21 protein-coding genes and 1 tRNA gene are annotated in these 20,521 nt (G+C 59.6%); 14 read left to right on the forward strand and 8 right to left on the reverse strand.

The features are described 5' to 3' along the window. Positions 1–37: 37 nt before the first annotated feature. Entirely contained in the window at positions 38–598 is a 561-nt protein-coding gene (locus AC3IT6_RS00750; RefSeq protein WP_489353971.1) for a YbhB/YbcL family Raf kinase inhibitor-like protein, read from the forward strand. Between the two features lie 56 nt (positions 599–654). Beyond that, positions 655–924: a hypothetical protein gene (locus AC3IT6_RS00755; RefSeq protein WP_489353972.1), complete on the forward strand. Its 270-nt coding sequence runs from the start codon at positions 655–657 to the stop codon at positions 922–924. 79 nt (positions 925–1,003) lie between these two features. Here the strand turns inward: AC3IT6_RS00755 and AC3IT6_RS00760 are convergent, their stop codons facing one another. From AC3IT6_RS00760 to AC3IT6_RS00775, 4 genes are all read right to left on the reverse strand, one after another. Next, a complete protein-coding gene (locus tag AC3IT6_RS00760; RefSeq protein ID WP_489353973.1) occupies positions 1,004–1,333 on the reverse strand; it encodes a hypothetical protein in 330 nt (109 codons plus the stop codon). Positions 1,334–1,394: 61 nt separating this feature from the next. Further along, positions 1,395–1,925, reverse strand: a complete 531-nt coding sequence (locus AC3IT6_RS00765) for a DUF5384 family protein (protein WP_489353974.1) — start codon at positions 1,923–1,925, stop codon at positions 1,395–1,397. 10 nt (positions 1,926–1,935) lie between these two features. After that, the gene (locus AC3IT6_RS00770; RefSeq protein WP_110660875.1) at positions 1,936–2,445 is read right to left on the reverse strand and encodes a hypothetical protein; all 510 of its coding nucleotides are present in this window, start codon (positions 2,443–2,445) and stop codon (positions 1,936–1,938) included. 296 nt (positions 2,446–2,741) lie between these two features. Next, positions 2,742–2,818: transfer RNA gene (locus AC3IT6_RS00775), tRNA-Arg, on the reverse strand. A gap of 349 nt (positions 2,819–3,167) precedes the next feature. On the opposite strand from AC3IT6_RS00775, the gene gabD reads away from it, so the two are divergent. The 3 genes from gabD to AC3IT6_RS00790 all read left to right on the forward strand — a co-directional run bounded on the left by gabD (position 3,168) and on the right by AC3IT6_RS00790 (position 7,422). Continuing rightward, on the forward strand, positions 3,168–4,610 hold the full coding sequence (gene gabD / locus AC3IT6_RS00780) for an NADP-dependent succinate-semialdehyde dehydrogenase (RefSeq protein WP_489353975.1): 1,443 nt from the start codon (positions 3,168–3,170) through the stop codon (positions 4,608–4,610). Between the two features lie 184 nt (positions 4,611–4,794). After that, entirely contained in the window at positions 4,795–6,072 is a 1,278-nt protein-coding gene (gene gabT / locus AC3IT6_RS00785; RefSeq protein ID WP_108219752.1) for a 4-aminobutyrate--2-oxoglutarate transaminase, read from the forward strand. Positions 6,073–6,207: 135 nt separating this feature from the next. Then, on the forward strand, positions 6,208–7,422 hold the full coding sequence (locus tag AC3IT6_RS00790; protein ID WP_489353976.1) for an HDOD domain-containing protein: 1,215 nt from the start codon (positions 6,208–6,210) through the stop codon (positions 7,420–7,422). Between the two features lie 141 nt (positions 7,423–7,563). Here AC3IT6_RS00790 and AC3IT6_RS00795 read toward each other — a convergent pair whose 3' ends face one another. Then, the gene (locus AC3IT6_RS00795) at positions 7,564–8,553 is read right to left on the reverse strand and encodes a GGDEF domain-containing protein (protein ID WP_489353977.1); all 990 of its coding nucleotides are present in this window, start codon (positions 8,551–8,553) and stop codon (positions 7,564–7,566) included. Positions 8,554–8,783: 230 nt separating this feature from the next. Beyond that, positions 8,784–9,968: a delta-9 fatty acid desaturase DesA gene (gene desA / locus AC3IT6_RS00800; protein ID WP_150726410.1), complete on the reverse strand. Its 1,185-nt coding sequence runs from the start codon at positions 9,966–9,968 to the stop codon at positions 8,784–8,786. 147 nt (positions 9,969–10,115) lie between these two features. Here desA and dibA point away from each other — a divergent pair, with 147 nt between their 5' ends. The 6 genes from dibA (at position 10,116) to AC3IT6_RS00830 (ending at position 16,453) form a co-directional block, all read left to right on the forward strand. After that, positions 10,116–12,056 (forward strand): phosphodiesterase DibA, encoded by a 1,941-nt coding sequence (dibA, locus tag AC3IT6_RS00805; RefSeq protein WP_489353978.1) that lies wholly within the window; start codon positions 10,116–10,118, stop codon positions 12,054–12,056. Between the two features lie 287 nt (positions 12,057–12,343). After that, positions 12,344–12,526, forward strand: a complete 183-nt coding sequence (oscA, locus tag AC3IT6_RS00810; protein ID WP_007975618.1) for a sulfur starvation response protein OscA — start codon at positions 12,344–12,346, stop codon at positions 12,524–12,526. Positions 12,527–12,594: 68 nt separating this feature from the next. Beyond that, positions 12,595–13,608 carry a sulfate ABC transporter substrate-binding protein gene (locus AC3IT6_RS00815; protein WP_489353979.1) on the forward strand — a complete coding sequence of 338 codons (1,014 nt, stop codon included), beginning with the start codon at positions 12,595–12,597 and terminating at the stop codon, positions 13,606–13,608. A gap of 151 nt (positions 13,609–13,759) precedes the next feature. Next, positions 13,760–14,578 carry a sulfate ABC transporter permease subunit CysT gene (gene cysT, locus AC3IT6_RS00820; protein ID WP_007972956.1) on the forward strand — a complete coding sequence of 273 codons (819 nt, stop codon included), beginning with the start codon at positions 13,760–13,762 and terminating at the stop codon, positions 14,576–14,578. Between the two features lie 12 nt (positions 14,579–14,590). After that, a complete protein-coding gene (gene cysW, locus AC3IT6_RS00825) occupies positions 14,591–15,460 on the forward strand; it encodes a sulfate ABC transporter permease subunit CysW (RefSeq protein ID WP_007972954.1) in 870 nt (289 codons plus the stop codon). 3 nt (positions 15,461–15,463) lie between these two features. Continuing rightward, a complete protein-coding gene (locus tag AC3IT6_RS00830) occupies positions 15,464–16,453 on the forward strand; it encodes a sulfate/molybdate ABC transporter ATP-binding protein (RefSeq protein WP_223444238.1) in 990 nt (329 codons plus the stop codon). A 108-nt stretch (positions 16,454–16,561) separates the two neighbouring features. Here the strand turns inward: AC3IT6_RS00830 and AC3IT6_RS00835 are convergent, their stop codons facing one another. Beyond that, the gene (locus AC3IT6_RS00835) at positions 16,562–17,086 is read right to left on the reverse strand and encodes an Mpo1 family 2-hydroxy fatty acid dioxygenase (protein WP_223502510.1); all 525 of its coding nucleotides are present in this window, start codon (positions 17,084–17,086) and stop codon (positions 16,562–16,564) included. An 83-nt stretch (positions 17,087–17,169) separates the two neighbouring features. On the opposite strand from AC3IT6_RS00835, the gene AC3IT6_RS00840 reads away from it, so the two are divergent. The 3 genes from AC3IT6_RS00840 (at position 17,170) to AC3IT6_RS00850 (ending at position 19,445) form a co-directional block, all read left to right on the forward strand. Next, positions 17,170–17,856: a Crp/Fnr family transcriptional regulator gene (locus tag AC3IT6_RS00840; RefSeq protein WP_489353980.1), complete on the forward strand. Its 687-nt coding sequence runs from the start codon at positions 17,170–17,172 to the stop codon at positions 17,854–17,856. Between the two features lie 115 nt (positions 17,857–17,971). Beyond that, a complete protein-coding gene (locus tag AC3IT6_RS00845; RefSeq protein WP_104450798.1) occupies positions 17,972–18,220 on the forward strand; it encodes a helix-turn-helix domain-containing protein in 249 nt (82 codons plus the stop codon). Continuing rightward, positions 18,213–19,445, forward strand: a complete 1,233-nt coding sequence (locus tag AC3IT6_RS00850; RefSeq protein ID WP_489353981.1) for a type II toxin-antitoxin system HipA family toxin — start codon at positions 18,213–18,215, stop codon at positions 19,443–19,445. The genes AC3IT6_RS00845 and AC3IT6_RS00850 overlap by 8 nt, the downstream gene beginning before the upstream one ends. On the opposite strand, the gene AC3IT6_RS00855 is transcribed toward AC3IT6_RS00850, so the two are convergent. Continuing rightward, on the reverse strand, positions 19,446–20,450 hold the full coding sequence (locus AC3IT6_RS00855; protein ID WP_489353982.1) for an AraC family transcriptional regulator: 1,005 nt from the start codon (positions 20,448–20,450) through the stop codon (positions 19,446–19,448). Positions 20,451–20,521 lie beyond the last annotated feature (71 nt).

Consider the following 20,521-nt stretch of genomic DNA (forward strand, 5'->3'; position numbering starts at 1 on the left):
CGCCGACGACGGCCCAACACGCACAAGGTGCTCCGGTATGCCCCGATTGACCTCAAAGAACCCTTGGCTCGCGGCCTTGGCAGTCGCCCTTTGCGTGCAGTTCCCGGCGCAGGCCCAGGAGCGCTTCACCCTGAACATTCCCGGCGTCTCCGATGACCGTCTGTTCACGTCGGCCGCTGCGAGCGATTCCGCGGGTTGTGGCGGGCATAACATTTCCCCGGCATTGAACTGGAGCGCCGGCCCGGAAGCGACCCAAAGCTACGCCATCGTCATGCACGACCCAGACGGCCAGAAGGGCCAGGGCATCGATCAGTGGGTGCATTACGGCATCAAGGCCGGCACCCACCAGATCCCGGCTGGTGCCGGGAGCAAACCCGGCCTCGAGGGCGTCGGCGGTACCAACAGCAAGACAACCACCGGCTACATCGGTCCTTGCCCGCCCGTTGGCGACAGCGCGCACCACTACATCATCCAGATCTACGCCCTGGACCTGGCCCCGGACGCCTTGCCTGCCGGCCTGACCCGTGCGCAGCTGCTGGAAAAAATCAAAGGCCACGTCCTGAAAAACAGCAGCGTAGTGCGGCGCTATCACCGCTGAAGGCTGATCGCCCCCGCGGATTTGCAGAAAACTGAAGTGCGCGGCATTCCGGGGATTTGGCATCCACCCCCGAAAGCGCGCACTATCAGGCTATAGCCGATGCGTTGGAGGATGCCGTGGCAAATAAAATCGACCGCATCGCCCAAATGCTCAACTGCCCACAAAAGGGCGAGGAACTGCGGCGAGCGATTACCGAGAGTCGCAAGGATTTTCTGCTGAACCAGCCGGAAGAAGACGTTGTTGAAGACGACGACCTTGAAGAGGAGTTTTTCGAGGACGACGAGGACGATGATGAGTACGACGAGTTCGACTGGACTACAGAATGAAAAAAAAACCGCTTCGGCGGTTTTTTTTGTGGGGCCAGGCAAAAGCCCTGATGTGCTGTGTCAGCCGTACTTACTAGCGTCAGAGCCCATTGGGGAGAAATTTGGTTGCGCCGCTGACATCATCGATTTTCTTGATGCGAAAGGCTTTCAGGCAGGTTTCGTCGCGGGTGTTGGCGTCAGAGCAAAATTGCTTGATGAAATCGGCAAAGATCATCTCTTGGTCATTAACGGTGAGGACGCGCTTGAAATATTCACCATTGATGCCTTGGGCTTGACGACTGGTGGTCATCTCCTGATCCACCACCAGGCGTCCGTGCAGGTCGACAGCTGGAACCTGGGCTTTGGGGTCTTCTTTGGAGCAGGCGCTCAGCAGTAGTCCCGCGGCAATCAGCGTACATAAACGCAGCATATGAATTCATCTCTGATAACGGATGCCCCGGACCAGGGTCCGGGGAAGATCGATAGGAAGATTACTCGCCGAACAAGCGGCTGGAGCGGTTGACTTCAGCCTTGCCGGAGTCTTCCAGCAGAGACTTGGCGCCTGAGGTCACATTGCGTGCCGAGTCGGCTTCAGACTGGATCACGTCGGTGCGTGCCGCGCTATCACGCAACTCCGCATCGATGTAGTCGTTGGCGCGTGCGGTGCGCGCGCGCTTGGCCTGTAGTGCCAGGCGGCGCTCTTCCAGCTCCAGTGCGCGCAACTCGTCTTCGAAACCTTCTTCACGGGTTTGAACACGCTTATGTTCAAGTTCTTGTGTCTTGCGCTGCTCAAGGGCCCTTTGTTGCGCTGCTTGCTGTGCCACTGCCCGTTGCCGACGATCAGCAGCGCTACGAGCTTCCTCGCGTGCCCGGTCGGCTGCCGCCTGACGGAGGCGTTCGGCCTCAGCGGCTGCTTCAGCCTGTTTGGTTTGCTGTTCGATTTGATACAGATTGTCGAATTGGCCTGCCAATGTCGGCATGGTGAGCAGTGCGAGGACGGAGCCCAGAACTATATGTTTCATGTCCGACCCCTTAGCTTTTCTTGGGTTCTGGACAGGTCGCATTCGGCTGAATGCGTGTTTCGTTGGAGATCGTCATCACCATCAGGGAAATTTCGCCAACCTTGAACTCACAAGGGCGACCCACCTGGGTAGAAGTGTAGATCTTGCCGCTTTCGGAATAACCAATCAGCACGCCCGGTACCAGGGTGGTGTCATTGACCAACGAGCCCGCCATGGCACCTGCAGCGCCACCGGCTACACCGCCGACAATGGCCGTGTCAGTGTTTTTAGTGTTGCCCAGTGCGGCACCACCGATCAGACCCAGTACCCCGCCTGCCATCATGGCTGCTTTTTTGTTCTTTTCGTTGCTGACTTTAATCTTGCTCGGCGAAATCGTAAGGATTTTGACGGTTTTAGCTTCCTGCTGAGTGTTTACCTGACTGGCGTCGAACACATCTGCTTGATACTCCTCACCGCTTGTTTGGCAGCCAGCAAGAACGGCAGCAATCGAAAGCACCAGGCAGCGTTTTAACATCATCATTTCTAATATCTCTATGAGCGTAAGAAATCCCGAAAGGGACAATCCATTGTGATTTGAGGCAATGTGCCATCATTCTAATCAAACTCAAGAAGGTAAGGCCAAGGAAACTTTGGAGAGGATGTGGATTAGGTGCTTTAGGTAGTAGCCGGGTAGCGCGTCGTTTTGCGCAAATTTCGAGTGGCAGTTTCAAAGCTCGCAGCAGCAACTGCTGAACGGGGGCGTGAATTTTCTGAAAACCACACCCACACAAAAAAGCCCCAGACCCATAAGGCCTGAGGCTTTCTCGCTACAACGTATGGTGCACCAGGCGGGATTCGAACCCACGACCCCTGCCTTCGGAGGGCAGTACTCTATCCAGCTGAGCTACTGGTGCAGCGGGCGCCATGATACTCATATGCACTGCAGGCGTCCATGCTGCTGAATCGCCTGCGTTTTTTTAAAGCTGTAACGCGCGTTTGCTACGTTGATCAGAAAAAATAGGCAAAAGCGTCGTTTTCGTTCTTTTTTTCGAACAGGCTATTGTCCTTTACCCCCTTTGATCCTAGGATTCGTTTGAGATTTCAAACGCTCTTGTCTGGGTGCTGAACCGCACGATTTGAATCAGTGCGCTATTTATGTGCTTCAGCCCGGTGAATGATTTCCCTGACGGCAGCCTATCGAGGCGCCTTTCTACAATCATAATTTGCTCCGCATTCATTGCGGTGCTGTTAAGGAAAGCCGACATGCAGCTTAAAGACACCCAGTTGTTCCGCCAGCAAGCCTTCATCGATGGCGCGTGGGTTGATGCGGACAATGGTCAGACGATCAAGGTCAACAACCCGGCAACGGGCGAAATTCTGGGCACCGTGCCGAAAATGGGCGCTGCCGAAACCCGCCGTGCGATCGAAGCTGCTGACAAAGCGCTGCCGGCCTGGCGTGCACTGACCGCCAAAGAACGTGCGACCAAACTGCGTCGCTGGTTCGAGCTGATCATCGAGAACCAGGAAGACCTGGCTCGCCTGATGACCCTGGAGCAAGGCAAGCCATTGGCCGAAGCCAAGGGCGAAATCGTTTACGCCGCTTCCTTCATCGAATGGTTCGCCGAAGAAGCCAAGCGCATCTACGGTGACGTGATTCCGGGCCACCAGCCAGACAAGCGCCTGATCGTGATCAAGCAGCCAATCGGCGTGACCGCTGCAATCACCCCGTGGAACTTCCCGGCTGCAATGATCACCCGTAAAGCCGGCCCGGCCCTGGCCGCCGGTTGCACCATGGTGCTCAAGCCTGCTTCGCAAACTCCGTTTTCCGCCTTCGCCCTGGCCGAACTGGCCCAGCGTGCCGGCATCCCGGCTGGTGTGTTCAGCGTGGTTTCCGGCAGCGCCGGCGACATCGGCAGCGAGCTGACCAGCAACCCGATCGTGCGCAAGCTGTCCTTCACCGGTTCGACCGAAATCGGTCGTCAACTGATGTCGGAATGCGCCAAGGACATCAAGAAAGTGTCCCTGGAACTGGGCGGCAACGCGCCGTTCATCGTGTTCGACGACGCGGACCTGGATAAGGCCGTCGAAGGCGCGATCATTTCCAAATATCGCAACAACGGTCAGACCTGCGTCTGCGCCAACCGCCTGTACATTCAGGATTCGGTCTATGACGCGTTCGCCGAGAAGCTCAAGGCTGCTGTGGCCAAGCTCAAGATCGGTAACGGTCTGGAAGTCGGCACCACCACTGGCCCGCTGATCGACGAAAAAGCCGTGGCCAAGGTGCAAGAGCACATTGCCGACGCCGTTTCCAAGGGCGCCACCGTGCTGTCCGGCGGCAAGTCGATGGAAGGTAACTTCTTCGAGCCGACCATTCTGACCAACGTGCCGAATAACGCTGCCGTGGCCAAGGAAGAAACCTTCGGCCCACTGGCTCCACTGTTCCGCTTCAAAGACGAAGCCGACGTGATCGCGATGTCCAACGACACCGAGTTCGGTCTGGCCTCGTACTTCTATGCTCGTGACCTGGGCCGTGTGTTCCGTGTGGCGGAAGCCCTGGAATACGGCATGGTCGGCGTCAACACCGGGTTGATCTCCAACGAAGTCGCGCCGTTCGGCGGCATCAAGGCCTCGGGCCTGGGTCGTGAAGGCTCCAAGTACGGCATCGAAGATTACCTGGAAATCAAATACCTCTGCCTGGGCATCTAAGCCCGGCACGGCATTGCTTCAAGCGCAAAGGGCACGAGAGCGCTGTCCCTTTGCGCCGCTTCAAACCGGAATTTTCTCGGTGGCCGGGAACGCTGTGGCAGTCGATCATCGCATGCTGCCGCCGTTGCTCCCCGTCGCTTTATCCTTGAGCCACGCCGCCCGATGAGCGGTGAATGAGGAATGTATGAGCAAGACTAACGCTTCTTTGATGGCCCGCCGTACCGCTGCTGTTCCACGTGGTGTTGGCCAGATTCACCCGATCTTCGCCGATTCCGCGAAGAACGCGACCGTAACCGACGTTGAAGGTCGTGAATTCATCGACTTCGCCGGCGGTATCGCCGTACTGAACACCGGCCACCTGCATCCGAAAGTCATCGCCGCCGTGACCGAGCAGCTGAACAAGCTGACCCACACCTGTTTCCAGGTTCTGGCCTACGAGCCGTACGTGGAAGTGTGCGAAAAAATCAACGCCAAGGTCCCAGGTGATTTCGACAAGAAAACCCTGCTGGTGACCACCGGCTCCGAAGCCGTGGAAAACTCGATCAAGATCGCCCGTGCCGCCACTGGCCGTGCCGGCGTGATCGCGTTCACCGGCGCTTACCACGGTCGCACCATGATGACCCTGGGCCTGACCGGTAAAGTCGTGCCTTACTCGGCCGGCATGGGCCTGATGCCAGGCGGCATCTTCCGCGCGCTGTACCCGAACGAACTGCACGGTGTGAGCATCGACGACTCGATCGCTTCCATCGAACGCATCTTCAAGAACGACGCCGAGCCGAAAGACATCGCCGCGATCATCATCGAGCCGGTTCAGGGCGAAGGCGGTTTCTACGTCGCTCCGAAAGAGTTCATGAAGCGTCTGCGTGCCCTGTGCGACCAGCACGGCATCCTGCTGATCGCTGACGAAGTACAGACTGGCGCTGGCCGTACCGGTACTTTCTTCGCCATGGAACAGATGGGCGTTGCTGCCGACCTGACCACTTTCGCCAAATCCATCGCTGGCGGCTTCCCGCTGGCCGGTGTGTGCGGCAAGGCCGAATACATGGACGCCATCGCTCCAGGCGGCCTGGGCGGCACCTACGCCGGTAGCCCAATCGCTTGCGCCGCGGCCCTGGCCGTGATGGAAGTGTTCGAAGAAGAGCATCTGCTGGATCGTTGCAAGGCTGTTGGCGAGCGTCTGGTAACCGGCCTGAAGGCCATCCAGGCCAAGTACCCGGTGATCGGTGAAGTCCGTGCCCTGGGCGCGATGATCGCGGTCGAGCTGTTCGAAAACGGCGACAGCCACAAGCCGAACGCCGCAGCCGTGGCGTCCGTTGTGGCCAAGGCTCGCGACAAGGGTCTGATCCTGCTGTCCTGCGGCACCTACGGCAACGTTCTGCGCGTCCTGGTACCGCTGACCTCGCCGGACGAGCAACTGGACAAAGGCCTGGCGATCATCGAAGAGTGCTTCTCCGAGCTCTGATCCGCAGTGTGACCTGATCCACAAAAAACCCGCTTCGGCGGGTTTTTTCATGCCCCTGGAAACACATCCCGCGCATTAGCGCTGTATCGAATGGCCAGCATTGGCTAAGGTTTCCGCATTGCCAGGGAGAGCTGTATGACAACTGTCATTTTACCCGCGGTTCCAAGAGTCCTGATCGCCGAGGCCGACCCCTGGTCCCGGGATTTGCTCAAGGAAGTGTTGTTGAGCGTACGCTGCGATGCGCGGCTGGATTTGTGCGCCGATGGTCAGCAAGCCTTGGAGTTGCTGGCGGCCAAACCCTATGACCTGGTGATCGCCGACTGGGAGTTGCCGGGCGTCGATGGCCTGAATGTCCTGCGCAACATCCGTCAGCGCAAACGCAATCCGCCCATGCCGTTCATTCTGATGAGCAGTCGCAACGACAGTGCCAGCGTGCGCGAGGCCTTGCCGCTGGCGCCGGCCGCGTACCTGACCAAGCCCCTGAATATGCAAAGCCTGACCCATCGATTGCAGGGGTTGCTGCTGAACGCTGGCGAAGAAGTCGCGTGCGAAGTGCCGTCGCTGGCACCGGGCATGACGTTGTCGGTGTTTCTGGAGCGTCGCCGGGAATTGGCCGACGGCGCGCCGCTGATGACCGACGTGCAAGTGGCGGTCAAGCGCAGCCTTAATCCCAATGGCCTCGATCTGACGGTGCTGGAAGGCGAAATCCGCACCGATCCGCAGGTCACGGCCGTGCTGATCGCCGCAGCCAACAGCGCGGCCCAGCACCACGGCGCCGCTGTGCAAACCCTGTCCCAGGCGCTACATCGCCTGGGCACCGGGCAGAGCATGAACCTGATTCTCGGCCTGGCGCTCAAGCGCAGTGCCCGGCTCAGCGATCCACAATTGGCCGACTATGCCGAGCGTTACTGGGATCTGTCGCTGCACACCGCCGAATACGCGCGAACCCTGGCGCGCTTGCTCGATCTGGATCAGGAGCGCTGCTATTGCGCTGGCATGTTGCATCGTCTCGGCGATCTGGCGCTGCTGCGCTGTTTGCAGGAATGGAAACAGGCCGGTGGCGAACTGGACGAGCAGGAGGAAGTGGGCGAAGCGCTGGTTGAATTTGGCGCGGCCTATGGTTCGGCCCTGCGCACGCGCTGGCGTCTGCCGCTGGAGTTGCGGGAGTTGATTGCGGCGGCCTACCAGCTCGGTGGCGGGGTTTACTCCCGCGAAGCGCTGGTGATGAACATGGCGGCGCAGATGGCGCGCCTGACCGAGCATGAGGGCATCGAGGAACTGGCGAAGAGCCGGACGGCGCGGTTGCTCAAGATCGGCTTACCGGAGTTGATGCGTTTGCGCAGGAAATAAGGGCGAACGCGATTCCCTGTGGGAGCGGGCTTGCTCGCGAAAGCGGAATGTCAGTCGACATAAAAGGTGACTGACACGGCCCCTTCGCGAGCAAGTCGGATCGCCGCACCGCCGCTCCCACATGGGGGCTGTGGTGACCTGTCAGGCAGTAACAATCCGGTTCTTGCCCTCGCGCTTGGCCTGATACATCGCGGCATCCGCGCGGGAAAACAGGTTTTCCACGTTTTCGTCCGCGGCGGTGAGGCTGGTCAGGCCCTGGCTGACGGTGATGCCGAACGTCCGGCCTTCATGGGTGAAGCGCAATCGCTGAATCTGCAGTTGCAAGCGTTCAGCCACTTGCAGGGCCATCTGTGGCGTACAGCCGGGAAACACCGCTGCGAATTCCTCACCGCCAATGCGCCCGAACAGGTCGCCACGGCGCAATGCTGCGCGGCCGCTATCGGCGATGCGTTGCAACACGTTGTCGCCTTCCTGGTGACCATAGGTGTCGTTGATGATTTTGAAGTCATCGATGTCCAGCATCAGGAACGACAGCGGTTCGCCCCGTTGCCGGGCGTGTGCGAACTCGCGGTGGGCGCATTCGAAGAAATGCCGGCGATTACTGCTCTGGGTCAGCGCGTCGGTGGTGGCCAGGCGGTGCAGCTCGCTTTCCATCCGCTTTTTGTCGGTGATGTCTTCGGCGATGCCGACGATGATCACCGGTTGCCCCGGCTCGGCCTGGCGGTTGATGTAGCACTTGTCGCTGAGCCAGCGCACCTGGCCATCGGCGGCAATGATTCGATACTCGCGGTCTTCGACGGCGCCTTTGTCCAGCACCTCGGCCAGGCTGCGTTCGGCATAGTCCAGGTCGTCAGGGTAAATGCTGTCGCGCCATTGATCGCAGTCGGCCAGCAGCAGATCGGCCGAACGGCCAAAGATCCGTTCGTAGGCGGGGCTGACGTAAAGCACCTGGCGGGTTTCCCAATCGAATGCCCACAGCACCGCGTTGACGCTCATCAGCAAGGTGTTGAACAGCTGTTCGCGTTCGCTCAGGCGTGCGACTTCACCTTGGGCGTGCATCAGCGCCATCAGGGTCTGCGCGGCCTCGGGCCAATGGGGCGGAGATGAGTCTTGCAGGTTTTTTTCGGCCATCGACACAAATCTCAAAGGGCATGCCGCGCGCGATCGCGGCCAACATCAAGCCCGCCGGGGATGGCGAAGTGTCTTTGAGATAGGGCTTTTCAGATGAAGTTCCCGCCTTTTGCGGCGAGGGAACTGGCTCCCGCCGGGCGGTACTGATGGCGCGATATTGCAGTCACGCCGCATAACCAATGTGGGAGCGAGCAAGTCGGATCGCCGCACCGCCGCTCCCACAGGTATTTTCAGACAGCGGCAGGACGCAGGGAGTAGGTCTTCAGCTGACCGGCGAAGTCGCGCAGGGACTGAATCCCGCTGGCTTCGGCTTCGTGTACCCAGTCCTTGATGGCCGCGAGCATGTCGTGGCCATTTGAGCTGGTCTTGACCCAGATCTGCTGCAGGGCCAGGCGTTTCTCGTAAATTACCTTCAGCGCCTGACTGTGCTCGAGCATGTTCTGGATGCGTACGTGGTGTTTGTCGTCCAGCAGGCTGGTCTCCCGCGAAAGCAGGCGTTTGGCCCGGTGGAACTGGTGACGTACCGAGTGATCGACCTTTTCCAGCTCTTGCTTGACCAGCGGGCCGATCACCAATTTGCGGTACTGGGCCATGATCTGGAAGCGGTTGTTGAGGATCGCCATGGCGGTGTCCATGTCCAGGTTGCCCTTGCCTTCGACGCGATGGGCAATCGGCGCAACCCGCTGGACCTTGGCCAGGCGCAGGAAGCTGAAGACTTGAATCCACGCCCAGCCCAGGTCGAATTCCCACTTCTTCACCGACAGTTTTGCCGAGTTAGGGTAGGTGTGATGGTTGTTATGCAGTTCTTCGCCACCAATCAGGATGCCCCACGGCACCAGGTTGGTCGCCGCATCGCGGCATTCGAAGTTGCGGTAGCCGATGGCATGGCCCAGGCCATTGACCACGCCGGCGGCCCACACCGGGATCCACATCATCTGGATGGCCCAGATGGTGATGCCGATGGTGCCGAACAGCAGCAGGTCGATAACGCCCATGATCGCGATGCCCAGCAGCGGGTAGCGGCTGTAGAGGTTGCGCTCGATCCAGTCTTCGGGGCAGTTCTTGCCGTAGATGCGCAGCGTCTCGGGGTTTTCCGCTTCGGCGCGGTACAACTCGGCGCCTTTGCGCAGCACCGTGGACAAACCCTTGATGACCGGGCTGTGCGGGTCATCGACGGTTTCGCATTTGGCGTGATGCTTGCGGTGGATGGCGGTCCACTCGCGGGTGTTCTGCGCCGTGGTCAGCCACAGCCAGAAACGGAAGAAATGTTTAAGGCCCCCATTCAGCTCCAGGGAGCGATGGGCCGAGTAACGATGCAGATAGACCGTGACGGCGATGATCGTGACGTGGGTCATCAGCAGGGTGACTGCTACCAGCGACCAGGGCGACAAGCCAAGAAAACCTTCGTACCACATAGGCTGTAGGGCCCTCGATAAAGAAAAAAACAGCCGTTGCATTATCACTAAGCCCACACAGAAAACCAGTCGCCCTTTCAGATAAGAGTGGCTGGATGTGTCTTTAAACCATCATTCCAACCTTTTTGTAGGGACATGGACCGCCGGATGTCTGCCACCTATCGCGATGCCTTGCGCGCAGCGCTGCTCTATCTGTTGCTTTCTGTGGTTTGGCTGCAGATCAGTGACCATTTATTAAACAGTTTCTTCGATAGCTCTGCCGAGCGACTGCGATGGCAACTGATCAACGGTTATGTTTGGGTGCTGTTCAGCGCCGGGTTGATCTTCATTGCCCGGGCGCGGTTGCTGAGGTGTCTGGGTATCGGCGCCAAACTGCGTGAGCGCGATGCCGACCGCATGCGCTTGCGCCAGGCGACGGCAGTGTTCGACTGCACCCGTGAAGGCGTGCTGGTCACCAATCGGGAAGGTCTGATCGTCCATGTGAACCGGGCGTTCATGGAAATCACCGGTTACGGATGTGAGGACGTACTGGGGCAGCGGCCCAATCTGTTCAAGTCCGGGCGGCATTCCCCTGAGTTCTATCAGGTGATGTTTGCCACGCTCGCCAGTGTCGGAGAGTGGAGTGGGGAAATCTGGAACCGGCGCAAAAGCGGCGAGATTTACCCGCAATGGCAAACGATCCGCCTGATCCACGACGACTACGGCCAGCCGAGTCAATATGTGGCGGTGTTTTCCGACATCAGTGCAATCAAGAACTCCGAACACGAGCTGATGCACCTTGCGCACCACGATCCGCTGACCGACCTGCCGAACCGCCTGCTGTTCACCGACCGCGCCGAACAGGCCCTGGCCTCGGCACAGGTGCACAAACGTGGCTGCGCGCTGCTGATGATCGATCTCGATCACTTCAAGATGATCAACGACAGCCTCGGGCATACCATTGGCGACCAGTTGCTCAAGGCTGTGGCCGAGCGCCTGGGCGCCATGTTCGGTCCAGGCTTCACCCTGGCCAGGCTGGGCGGAGATGAATTCGCCGTGCTCGCCGAAAGCTGTCCGCAACTGGTTCAGGCCGCTGCGTTGGCCCAGCGGATCATCGACGGCCTCAAAGCACCATTCTCTATCGATGACCATCAGTTGTTCATCAACACCAGCATCGGCATCAGCCTTTTCCCCGGCGATGCGTTGAGCGTCGAGCAACTGCTGCGTAATGCCGACTCTGCACTGTTCAAGGCCAAAAGCACGGGGCGAAATGATTATGCCCTGTACACCGAAGAGCTGACGGCCCACGCCCAGCAACGGGTCGAAATCGCCTTCGAATTGCGCTGTGCCCTGGACCGGCAAGAGCTGCGTGTCCATTACCAGCCGGTTCACGACCTCAAGACCAGTCGCCTGATTGGCGTCGAGGCGCTGGTGCGTTGGCAGCACCCGCAGCGGGGGCTGGTGTCGCCAGCGGAATTCATTCCGGTTGCCGAACGAACTGGCCTGATTGCTGAAATCGATGCCTGGGTCATGGCGCAGGCGTGCCGGCAGATGTGCCAGTGGCAGCAGGGCGGGGTGGTGCTGTCGTTCGTCGCGGTCAACGTGTCTTCGCGTCTGTTCGCCCGTCGAGAGCTGTATCAGCAGGTGGCGCAGGTCCTGCGCGAAACCGGGCTGGAGCCGGCGTTTCTGGAGCTGGAAGTCACCGAAAGCGCGGTGATGGAGGACCCGGAAGTCGCACTGGAACAAATGCATCGCCTGCGCGAGCTGGGTGTGCGCCTGGCCATCGACGACTTCGGCACGGGCTATTCATCGCTGCTGCGGCTCAAGCGCCTGCCGGTGCAAAAGTTGAAAATCGACCAGGGCTTCGTCGCCGGATTGCCTTGGGATGAGGATGATGCGGCAATCTCGCGGGTGATCATTGCGCTGGCGCGGAGCATGGGCATGCAGGTGCATGCCGAGGGGATCGAGCAGGCTGAGCAGGCGGCGTTTCTGCTCGAGCACGATTGCGATCTGGGGCAGGGCTATAGGTTCGGGCGGCCGGTACCCGCGGCGCAGCTGGATTGGATGCATGCGCCGGTGATTGGAACGGTTACCTCACTGCCCCGGTAATACACAAAACCTGTGGGAGCGGGCTTGCCCGCGAATGCGGTGGGTCAGTCAATGAAGATGTCGACTGATTCACCGCATTCGCGAGCAAGCCCGCTCCCACAGGGTTTTTGGTGTGCCTGAAAGAGGGCTGTTCACCTCAAGCCCTTGCCCCATCAAATAATTTCTTCTGGTTATATAAACATTCTTAAATAGTCTTTTTAAGAATATCTACACCTCTCTAGTATTGCTCTCACGCCGCAAGCAGTGCCGACACTGCGAGGCAACCTCTCAGTTGAAGGAGCAGCAATATGAGCGCATCCCTGCGTAGCGTCGACGGTCAAGACGAAGCCACCATCCTGCGTGAAATCCAGAGTGCCCTGCGCGATCTGCGCTTTGGTGCCGTGGAAATCACCGTGCACAACGCCCAGGTGGTGCAGATCGAGCGCAAGGAAAAATTCCGTTTGCAGCAGCCGGGCAACAAGCCGGGCTGAGGCGAATCAGGCAACGCGATATCCCATAAGAAAAAGCCAACAAACCAAGAATTCCAGGAGCTTTCACCATGTCGTCGATTCGTCATTTCGCTTTGGCCGCCCTGGCCAGCGCCCTTTTTGCCGGTTCCGCCGTTGCCAAGGACTACGAACTGCTCAACGTGTCGTACGACCCGACCCGCGAGCTGTACCAGGACTACAACGCTGAGTTCATCAAGTTCTGGCAGAGGGAGCACGCGGGCGACACCGTGAAGGTCCAGCAATCCCACGGCGGTTCGGGCAAGCAAGGCCGGGCGGTGATCGATGGCCTGCGTGCCGACGTCGTGACCCTGGCCCTGGCCGGTGATATCGACGAAATCGCCAAGCTCGGCAAATCCCTGCCGGCCGACTGGCAAAAACGCCTGCCGGACGCCAGCACGCCTTACACCTCGACCATCGTGTTCCTGGTGCGCAAGGGCAACCCTAAAGGCATCAAGGACTGGGGCGACCTGGTCAAGAATGACGTCTCGGTAATCACGCCGAACCCGAAAACCTCTGGCGGTGCGCGCTGGAACTTCCTTGCGGCCTGGGCCTATGGCCTGAAAGCCAATGGCGGCGACGAAGCCAAGGCCAAGGAATACGTACAAACCCTGTTCAAGCACGTGCCCGTGCTGGACACCGGCGCTCGCGGCTCGACCATTACCTTCGTCAACAACGGTCAGGGCGACGTGTTGCTGGCCTGGGAAAACGAAGCCTTCCTGGCCCTGAAAGAAGAGGGCGGCGCCGACAAGTTCGACATCGTCGTGCCTTCGCTGTCGATTCTCGCCGAGCCACCGGTGGCGGTAGTCGACAAAAATGCCGAGAAAAAGGGCAACGAGCAGATCGCCGAAGCCTACCTCAAGCACCTGTACAGCCCGGCCGGCCAGGAAATCGCGGCGAAGAACTTCTATCGTCCACGTGACAAGGACGTGGCCGCCAAGTACGCCCAGCAGTTCCCGAAACTGGAACTGGTGAGCATCGACAAGGACTTCGGCGGCTGGAAAACCGCACAGCCGAAATTCTTCAATGACGGGGGCGTGTTCGACCAGATCTACCAGGCGCAATAACCTGGCTTAAGCTGCATGACATGTGGGAGCGGGCTTGCTCGCGAAGGCGGTGTGTCAGATGACATCAATGTTGACTGATGCTTCCTCTTCGCGAGCAAGCCCGCTCCCACAAGGATGGGTTTAGTTGATCGCTTTTTAACCAAGGACTTTTATGTCGCGTCGTATCTCCCCCGTCATACCCGGCTTCGGGCTGACGCTGGGCTACACCTTGGTGTACCTCAGCCTGATTGTGCTCATACCACTGGCGGCGATGTTCGTGCATGCCGCTCAACTCACCTGGGATCAGTTCTGGGCAATCATCTCGGCGCCACGGGTGCTGGCGGCGCTGAAGCTCAGCTTCGGCACCGCCCTGTGTGCCGCGATCATCAACGGCATCATCGGCACACTGCTGGCCTGGGTATTAGTGCGCTATACCTTCCCTGGACGAAAGGTGATCGATGCAATGATCGACTTGCCGTTCGCATTGCCCACGGCGGTGGCTGGTATTGCACTGACGGCGTTGTACACCCCTACCGGTCTGGTGGGTCAGTTTGCAGCGGATCTGGGTTTCAAGATCGCCTACACCCCTCTGGGCATCACCCTTGCCCTCACTTTCGTGACACTTCCATTCGTAGTACGTACCGTACAGCCAGTATTGGCGGATATTCCCCGTGAAGTGGAAGAAGCGGCAGCGTGCCTGGGTGCAAAACCGTTGCAGGTTTTCCGCCATATCCTGCTGCCGGCACTGCTTCCGGCATGGCTGACCGGTTTCGCTTTGGCCTTTGCCCGCGGGGTCGGCGAGTATGGTTCGGTGATTTTCATCGCCGGCAACATGCCGATGAAAACCGAGATTCTGCCGCTGCTGATCATGGTCAAGCTCGACCAATACGATTACACCGGCGCTACCTCCATTGGTGTACTGATGCTGGTGGTTTCCTTCGTCCTGTTGCTGCTGATCAACTTGTTGCAGCGGCGCATCGAAACCCCATAAGGAGGCGCACCCATGTCCCAATCGTCTATTGCTGCCGCTTCCTCGAACGCTGCCCGCCGTGGCAGTGCGACCTCGCGGCGAATCCTGATCGGCCTTGGCTGGCTGATTTTTGCGCTGTTCCTGTTGCTGCCGCTGTTCATCGTGGTGTCCCAAGGGCTGAAGCTCGGCCTCGGGGCGTTTTTCACCGCGATCTTCGAGCCGGACGCGCTGTCGGCACTGAAGCTCACGGTCATCGCCGTACTGATCTCAGTGCCACTGAACCTGGTGTTTGGCGTCAGCGCCGCATGGTGCGTGAGCAAATACTCGTTCCGCGGCAAGAGCATGCTGGTGACACTGATCGACCTGCCGTTCTCGGTGTCGCCGGTGATCGCCGGTCTGGTCTATGTGCTGATGTTCGGTGCCCAGGGCCTGTTCGGCCCATGGTTGCAGGACCACGACATCCAGATCGTCTTCGCCCTGCCGGGCATCGTGCTGGCGACGATCTTCGTCACCGTGCCGTTCGTGGCCCGTGAACTGATCCCGCTGATGCAGGAACAAGGCACCCAGGAAGAGGAGGCCGCGCGCCTGCTCGGGGCCAACGGCTGGCAGATGTTCTGGCACGTCACCGTGCCCAACATCAAATGGGGCCTGATCTACGGCGTGGTGTTGTGTACCGCGCGGGCCATGGGTGAGTTCGGTGCGGTGTCGGTGGTGTCCGGGCACATTCGCGGGGTGACCAACACCCTGCCGTTGCACGTCGAGATCCTCTACAACGAATACAACCATGTGGCCGCGTTTGCCGTGGCGAGCCTGTTGCTGATCCTGGCGCTCTTCATCCTGCTGCTCAAGCAGTGGAGCGAAAACCGTATTAACCGCCTGCGCGCCAGCGCCGCGGAGGAATAATTCATGTCGATCGAAGTGCGTAACGTCAGCAAGAACTTCCATGCCTTCAAGGCGCTGGACAACATCAGCCTGGACATCCAGAGCGGCGAACTCGTCGCACTGCTCGGTCCGTCGGGCTGCGGCAAGACCACGCTGCTGCGGATCATCGCAGGCCTGGAGACCCCGGACCGGGGCAACATCGTGTTCCACGGTGAAGACGTTTCCGGCCACGACGTGCGTGATCGCAACGTCGGTTTCGTGTTCCAGCACTACGCCCTGTTCCGCCACATGACGGTGTTCGACAACGTCGCGTTCGGCCTGCGCATGAAGCCGAAAAACCAGCGCCCGAGCGAAAGCCAGATCGCAACCAAGGTTCACGAACTGCTGAACATGGTGCAACTGGACTGGTTGTCGGACCGCTACCCTGAGCAACTCTCCGGCGGTCAGCGCCAGCGCATTGCCCTGGCCCGAGCGCTGGCGGTGGAGCCGAAAGTGCTGCTGCTCGACGAACCCTTCGGTGCCCTCGACGCCAAGGTCCGTAAAGAGCTGCGTCGCTGGCTGGCGCGCTTGCACGAAGACATCAACCTGACCTCGGTGTTCGTGACCCACGACCAGGAAGAAGCGATGGAAGTCGCCGACCGCATCGTGGTGATGAACAAGGGTGTGATCGAGCAGATCGGCTCACCGGGTGACGTCTACGAAAACCCGGCCAGCGATTTCGTCTATCACTTCCTCGGTGATTCGAACCGTCTGCACCTGGGCGAAGACAAGCACGTGCTGTTCCGCCCGCACGAGGTGTCGTTGTCACGCCATGAACTGGAAGACCACCACGCAGCGGAAGTGCGCGATATTCGTCCGCTGGGCGCGACGACGCGGGTGACGTTGAAGGTCGAAGGGCAGAGCGATCTGATCGAGGCCGAAGTGGTGAAGGATCACGACAGCCTGATCGGGCTGGCGAAGGGTGAGACGCTGTTCTTCAAGCCGAAGGTTTGGCAGAAGGTTGCCAACATCTAAAGCAAAAGTTTCGCGAGCAAGCCCGCTCCCACAGTGGATCGGGGTTGAGCACAAAACTTGTGGCCAACCCAAAAAACCTGTGGGGGCGGGCTTGCCCGCGAATGCGATCTAGACAGCAGCACGCTTCGGATTGACCCGCACCCCGCCCGCCCGCGCCTCGATCTGCTCTTTGAGCTCATGCCGCATCCCCAGCATGAACGCCAGCTCGGCCACCACAAACAACGGCCCGACAATCAACCCGGTCACGTCATCGACAAATGCCGGTTTGCGCCCTTCGTAGTGATGGCCGACAAACTGGATCGCCCAGCCGATCACGAACATCGCCACGCCGCTGCCCAGCCAGACCAGCGTGCTTTGCTGCGCCAGCGCATGACCTGCCCACACCGACAGCCCGAGCAACACGGTCATCAACACGCCCAGGCGCAATTCCAGTCGCAGGTAAAACCACGCCGATGCCAGCGAGACGAGCACCGCCGGTGACATCCATACGCCGCCCAGCGACCATTCCGGCCGCGACAGCAACACCGCGACGGCCACCACGATCAGCGGAATGCCGATAAAGTGCGAGGCGATGTTGCGCGGATCACGGTGGTAGGCGGCGTATTGACTGAGGTGGTCGACGAGGCTTTTCATTGTTGTTCTCCTGTGGGGTGATTGATCATGCCCCGGGGCCACTTCCCGCTCTGTCAGCCAGGCGACAATCTCTAGGAGTTTTCATGGATATGCAGGTCTGGCGTCCACGCCTGATGAGCGGTCAGTGGTTCAGCCATTTGCCTGTTTCCCTACAGGATAGCCTGCTGTCGGCGGCCAGGCTGCGGCGCCTGTCGCCGGGCCAGCGGCTGTTCAAACGTGGCGATCCGCCCTGTGGCCTGTACGCGGTGCTTGAAGGCGCGGTGCGCGTCGGTGCCGTGAGCGAGCAGGGCAAGGAAGCGTTGCTGAGCCTGGTGGAGCCGCCGCACTGGTTCGGCGAAATCTGCCTGTTCGATGGCCAGCCACGCACCCACGATGCCTACGGCGTGGGCCAGTGCACGCTGCTGCACATCCCCCAGAACACCTTGCTGGCGCTGCTCGACGAGCATCCGCAGCACTGGCGGCATCTGGCGTTACTGATGAGCCAGAAATTGCGCATGACCTTCATCAATCTCGAACAACTGAGCTTGTTGCCGGCCCCGGCACGGCTGGCGCACCGCTTGCTGATGATCGCCGAAGGCTATGGCGAGACCGCCCCTCCGCGCCGCGTCCTGCAACTGCCCCAGGAGCAGCTTGCGGCCATGTTGTCGCTGTCGCGCCAGACCACCAACCAGATCCTCAAGGAATTGCAGGGGCAGGGGATCATCGGGCTGAGTTACGGCGAAATTGAAATCCTCGATGCCGAGCGGTTACGGGTGTTGGCGATGGTTTGATGTCTGGTAGGGGCGTCAGCAAATGTAGCTGGACTTCAACCACGATATGCACTAAATACAATGCATAATCGTTAAATTTATCGAATGTGCACTGTATACGATGCATGGTGGTGAAATGGAAAACCTTGGCAAGCTGATCCGAACCTTACGCAAGGAAAGAAAACTCTCCCAGCAGGCATTGGCACAGCAGTACGGAATGAGCCGGGCGACGATCTCCGGCATTGAAAACAACACCCTTTCCGAAATTGGTCTGCGCAAGGTCGAAGCGATCCTCAATGGCTTCGGTTATGAGCTGACTGCCGTGCCGCGACAGTCGAAGCGGCCAACGCTGGACACCCTCAAAAAGGTGGATTTCCATGGATGAGCCGCAGGAAAAGGATCGACTGGCTATCAGCGTTTCCAACAGTGCGGTGGGAGTCCTTGGCCGTGGTCAGTCTCCTGTTGACACCGTGTTTGCCTACGCCGAAAACGCGCCCGAACAAAACGCCGTCTCGTTGACCATGCCGGTGCGGCTGGAGAGTTACGCGTGGGAATTGGGCGTCCCACCGGTTTTTGAAATGAATCTGCCAGAAGGCGCCCTGCGCGATGAATTGACTCGTCGCTTCAGCAAGGCCGTCCGAGGGTTTGACGATTTTTCGATGCTTGCCATCGTCGGCCCGCACCAGCTCGGAAGAGTCGGCATTTCAAAGGCCCCGGGGCCGGTCGACCAGCCACCTGAAACCAGCCTGGCGGACCTTCTTGTACATGACGGCGCGCAAGGTCTGTTCGAAGACCTCTTGCAGACCTATGGCCAGTATTCAGGCGTTTCCGGTGTACAACCGAAGGTACTGGTGCGTGACAGTGCGTCAACCATCGATCGGCTGTCCCATCGGGGGGCCACGCATCTGGTCAAAGCCTTTCGTCCAGAGCAGTACCCGGAGCTCGCTGCCAACGAATACTTCTGCATGCGGGCGGCGTTGCATTCGGGTCTTGAGGTGCCGAAGTTTGAACTCAGTGAGCACGGTAAATTTCTGATCGTTGAACGCTTCGACCTGAATGAAAAAGGTTACCTGGGGTTCGAGGACTTCTGCGTGCTCAACGCCTGGCCATCGAAAGCCAAATACGATGGTTCGTACGAAGGTGCGGTCAAGCAGATCAAGGCCTTTGTTTCTCCGTCTTTGCTCAATCAGGCACTTGAGTCGTTTTTCAAAATCGTCGCGCTGTCATCGGGATTGAAGAATGGCGACGCGCACCTGAAAAACTTTGGTGTTCTGTACGAAGACTGTGGTGTCGATGCGTCAATCAGCCTTGCACCTGCCTACGACATCATCACCACGTCGGTCTACATCAAGACCGATAGCATGGCGTTGCTATTGGGTGGGTCGAAGGCGTGGCCCAAGTACAAAATGCTGATGCGATTTGGTCGCTCCGCCTGCAATTTGACCGAGGGGCGCTGCAACGAATTGCTGCAACAGGTCATCCATGGGATGGCAATGGCGATGGGCGAGATGGGGCAACACATAAAGGCAAACAGTGCCTTTGCCGAGGTTGGAGAAGCAATGCTGGAGCAGTGGAACGAGGGTATGGCGCGCAGCCTGGTCAAAGGCTGATCAGCGCAACCCATCCCGAAACTGCCCCGGCGTCATCCCCGTCCAGCGCTTGAAGGCGCGGCTGAAGCTGCTGGTGTCGGCAAACCCGAGCAGATAACTGATCTCGCTCAACGAACATTGCGGGTCACGCAGGTGCAGCAGCGCGAGGTTTTCGCGGCTTTCGTTTAGCAGCGTGTCGAACCGGTAGCCTTCATCGGCCAGGTGCCGTTGCAGGCTGCGCAAGCTCAGGTGCAGGGCCTTGGCGATGTGTTCGGCGCTGGGTTCGCCTTCGGGCAGTTGTTCTTCAATGGCGTCGCGGACCTTGCGCTCCCACGTCAGCGGCTTGAGTTGCGCCAGGGTGCGCTTGAGCACGGTTTCATTGTGTTCGGCCAGCTCCGGATTGGCATCGTCCAAGTGGCTGTCGAAGTCGACGAGGGCGAACTCCAGTCGATCCTCGTCGGCGCCGAAGTGTACGGGCGAGCGAAAGACTTTATGCCATTGATGCGCGTCTGCCGGCTCCGGGCGGCGCAGGTAGGTCGCCAGCGGCGCGTAGTCGCGACCCAGGCGATTGCGGCAGGTGCGCACGTAAATCGCCATGAACGCATCGATGGCTTCATAGGCCGGGGCCGGGTTGCCGGACGGGATTTTCAGGCGGAAATGGTAGCGATCCTCGGCGCGGGTCAGCTCCAGTTCCAGGGCATCGCTGACCACCTGGTGATAACGCACGATGCGCTCGAACACTTCCCGCAGGCTGCCGCTGGCCACCAGCGCATAACCCAGCGCATGGAAGGTGGTCGGGCTGACGAAACGCGAAACCCGCAAACCGATCGCCGGGTCGCCGCTGGCCTGCACCGCCAGATTCCACAAGTGCGTGGTGCCCGACAGCGGATAGCGCGCGTTCGGGTCGTCCATCAGTTGCGGGTCGAGCCCCGCTTGCTGGCACAGGGCGGTGCTGTCGATGCCCAGGGCATCGAGTTGCTTGCGCAGGGCGCGGGTCCAGCTGGCGAGGGAGGTCGGTTCAGTCATGCTGATTGGCGCTTCCGGTCAACAGGTTGGCGTTCTCGGCTACCGCGTTGCGAGGCTTCGCAAGGCAGGAT

The organism is Pseudomonas sp. KH_017, assembly GCF_057840285.1.